3 protein-coding genes are annotated in these 3,783 nt (G+C 51.4%); 2 read left to right on the forward strand and 1 reads right to left on the reverse strand.

The genetic code is table 11. The annotated features are described in order from the left end of the window. On the forward strand, positions 1–934 hold a 934-nt coding region (locus WC614_14045), incomplete at its 5' end, for a polysaccharide deacetylase family protein (GenBank protein ID MFA5034125.1). Between the two features lie 122 nt (positions 935–1,056). Next, the gene (locus tag WC614_14050) at positions 1,057–2,232 is read left to right on the forward strand and encodes a glycosyltransferase family 4 protein (GenBank protein MFA5034126.1); all 1,176 of its coding nucleotides are present in this window, start codon (positions 1,057–1,059) and stop codon (positions 2,230–2,232) included. On the opposite strand, the gene WC614_14055 is transcribed toward WC614_14050, so the two are convergent. Continuing rightward, positions 2,219–3,568 carry a nucleotide sugar dehydrogenase gene (locus WC614_14055; GenBank protein MFA5034127.1) on the reverse strand — a complete coding sequence of 450 codons (1,350 nt, stop codon included), beginning with the start codon at positions 3,566–3,568 and terminating at the stop codon, positions 2,219–2,221. The two genes, WC614_14050 and WC614_14055, sit on opposite strands and share 14 nt — an antisense overlap. Positions 3,569–3,783: the final 215 nt, after the last annotated feature.

Below are 3,783 nucleotides of genomic sequence, written 5' to 3' on the forward strand. Positions count from 1 at the left end.
AGAGAAATGGAAATCGCTCGAATGGCCGCAAGGCGCTAGCCATGCACTCATACTATCGCATGACGTTGATTTCATCCCGGCCGGTATTATTGATATTACCAAACAGGGCGCAAAAACCGTACTTCGCCATCTCATCCGTCAACGCGATCCTGCCGACGCCTTGCGTGCGGCGACTGGGCTGGCGCTCGCGTTGATACATAAACGCGATCCCTATGGTTGCGTGCCCGAGATCATTGAGCGTGAGAAAGAACTGGGCGTGCATGCATCGTTCCAGGTTGCCGTCGGTCATAGGCATCCCAACGACGTCAACTATCGAATCGAAGACGACCGTACCCGCGACTATTTGCGCGTTATTCTTGATGCAGGTTTTGATCTTTGTCTGCATGGCAGCTACCGATCCACTGAGAATACCGACTGGTATGTGGAAGAAGCGGCGCTTTTGGCGCAACGCCTAGGCAGACCACTAGGCTCGCGCCAGCATTTTCTTTCATTCGATTATGACAATTTGTTCACTGCCCAAGAACAGGCAGGCATTCAGTATGACATGTCCATGGGTTTTCCTGATCGCCCCGGACCCCGCGCCGGATTTTCTTATCCTTATTTTCCTTATTGCCTGAAAGAAAACCGTCCTTATAAAGTGCTTCAGCTTAATTTGTTTCTTATGGACGTCACGTTGCAAAGCTACATGAGGTTGAAGGGATTAAGCGCTTGGGAGGTCATAAAGGCTGCTCTGGATGACCTGCGCCGCAAACGGGGATGCGTCTCCACCGTATGGCATCCCATCGTTTTCGGAGGAGCGCGCGACCCCGGTTATGAACGCCTGTTCTGGGAAATGGTCAATTACACAAGGGAGACGGGGGGGCTCGCAACGGATGGAAGAACCATCAATGATTTCTGGCGGCAGCATGCGAAAAACTATTCAAGCTTCAACTGAGCGGTTTGGTTAATCGCCGCAAGAGCATTCGGAGGCGTCCCCGAAAATGACTGTTATTATCCGCACAGAGGTATGAATAATAATTGTGCAAGATACCTAATTAATCAATGAGAGAATATCCTATGGCATTTATTTTCATGGCGGCATATACCAATTACCGCCGAGATCCCAGAGTAAAACGTGAAGCGGAAGCATTGGTAGAGTCCGGGCACCGTGTCGTGTTTTTGGCGCGACGCCAGCCCGGTGAACCGAACCGTGAGACGATCGCAGGCGTGGATGTCATCAAAACCATGGGTCTGAAAAAGAAGTGTACTTCTTTTATCGAATACATTATCGACTACGTCATATTCTTTTTAATGATCTTCATGCACTTATTACTGCATCCGTTGCGCTACCAGGCGATTCATATTAACAACATGCCTGATTTTCTTGTGTTCGCAACCTGGCTGCCGCGTTTGCTAGGCGTCCCGGTAATTCTTGATGTACACGATTTGATGCCTGAACTCTATGGGGAGAAGTTTTCTTCCGGAGAAAATCACTGGGTCGTCAGAGCACTCAAAAGGCAGGAACGGTGGGCCGGAAAATTCGCCTCAGCCGTGCTGACTGTTGAGGATCGCTTGAAGGATATTCTGTCGGAGCGAGGTATTCCGCGTGAAAAAATCCACGTCCTGATGAATCTACCCGATGACCACATTTTTGCAAGACGCGACCTATTACCCCCTAAGCCTCAAGATGCGCCGTTTGTGATGGTTTACCATGGCACTCTCGCACGCCGACTCGGACTGGATGTCGCAATAGAGGCCGTATCCATAGCCAGACGCACGGTGCCTCGCCTGGAGCTTCGCATTATCGGAGCCGGTGAAGAACGAAGCCGATTGATGGCATTACGCGACCAGCTTGATTTGCAGGATTTGGTTACGTTCAGCGAAGGCTTCGTTCCGGTAGAGAATATTCCCGCGATGATCCATGATGCGGATGTCGGGCTTATTCCATTACGGATCAGCAGCGGCACAGACATCATGCTGCCCACCAAGTTGCTCGAATACGTGACCATGGGGATCCCTTGCATCGTACCTAAAACGGGTACGATTTGTCGGTATTTTGATGAACAAATGGTACAGTTCTTCGATGCAGAAAACGCCGGTTCCCTCGCCGAAGCCATCATTACGCTTTATCAAAACCCCGGCAAACGGACCGCCCTGTCAGACAATGCGACAGAACGGTTCGCAAATGTTTACAACTGGAGTGCGCACAAGAAAGTGTATACCAATCTTGTGGAACGCCTCATTGGGCAATAGCTTCTGCCAGCCGCCCATTCTCCATAAAGACAGTCCCGTGGCGAGTGCGTTCTGCACAGGAAGATCGCCCAATCCCGAAGTAAAGCAGTCCGGCCGCTTCGGCCTCATCCTGGTTCCAGAAATTGCGGCCGTCAAGTACGACTTCCACACCGGCCTTTCGCCACGCAACGAAATCAGGAGCGGCAAATTCTTTGTGGGCCGTGCTGAGAACAACAACGCTGGCAACCTTTGTCGTGCCAGGTACGAACCCTGCGTCCCGTAGCTCTTCGTCGGTGTAATGGGGATCTTCGATCGTAACCTGGGCGTCTAATCGTTGGAGTTCGTCCCGCAATGCATAGCTTGGGCTGAAAATGTCCACCTTGACCTCGGGCCTAAATCCCAGCCCCAAGATATGCACTTTCTTGCCTTTCAAGCGCTGCCATCTTGCTTCAACCCGTTCCAATTGCCTGGCAGGCTGTTGGTCGTTGATTTCGCGAGCGGCTTCTGAGATACGTTGAGGCAGACCTAATCGACGCGATTCCCGTGTCAGGAAATACGGGTAGACAGGTACGCAATGACCGCCGACACCTATGCCCGGTAAAAGCAGATTGGCCTCGCCGTCGGTATTTGCAGCCAAACGAACCCTCTCGAAATCAACACCGGCCACTTCGCAGAAGGCCGCAAATTCATTTGCCAACGCAATGTTCACGTCTCGGTACAGCATGCCTAACAGTTTAGACATCTCTGCGGCCTCGATAGTGCCGACATCATCGACTGGCGCACCGAGGTACTGCCGATAAAATGCCACTGCCTTTGCACATGAAGCGGCGTCTAACCCCCCCACAATCTTGGGGGTCGTCTCAAGCCTCGACAATACGTGGTTCGCTTTCACGCGTTCCGGACTATAGGCCACATAAAAGTCTACACCCGATTTCAAGCCACTCTGTTGTTCCAGGCACGGAATTAAACTACGCCGGGTTCCGCCCACGGCCACAGTGGTCTCGTACACAACAAGGGTTCCCGGCTGAAGTCCTTTGCCAATTTCTTCCGAAACCATCTGGAGCGTGCCGAAATTAATATCGCGGTTGGAAGTCAGGTGGGCCGGCACGATGACTACGATGACCTCAGACTCGGACGCAGCCTTTTTTGTGTCAGTGGTGGCGTAAAGTCGGCCCGCCTTATGCAAATCAGCCATGAGCTCGGGCAGTCCCGGCTCTTCATAAGGACAATTGCCTGTTTGAATAGCGTTCACTAGATCCTGATTGATGTCGCTTACTGTCACGCTTGCTCCGTGCTTGCCAAACATGCAGGCAAGAGGAAGCCCCATCCGGCCACCGCCAACAACTGTAATCTTCATTATGGATACTCCTCATGCTGTTTTAAAAAATAGTGTCTTAGGTACAATCCCAAGTTTGTTGTTCCGTGAGCTCTACAAACAAAGGACTGCGAAAGCAACCGCTTCATATAGGCTTCGCCCAGTAACTCCTAGAGCTTTAAATTCTTCAGACATTTATCCTCATTAATCCCGCGTGTATTGATAGTCATACTGGTATATCGGCAGCGGCTGCCTTG

The sequence above is a fragment of the bacterium genome, from assembly GCA_041649255.1.
Lineage (GTDB): Bacteria > Hydrothermota > UBA3073 > JACQXS01 > JAQTXJ01 > JAQTXJ01.

Coding starts and splice junctions, on each gene's coding strand:
- WC614_14050 (MFA5034126.1), top strand. CDS start 1,057: ATGGCATTTATTTTCATGGCGGCATATACCAATTACCGCCGAGATCCC.
- WC614_14055 (MFA5034127.1), bottom strand. CDS start 3,568: ATGAAGATTACAGTTGTTGGCGGTGGCCGGATGGGGCTTCCTCTTGCC.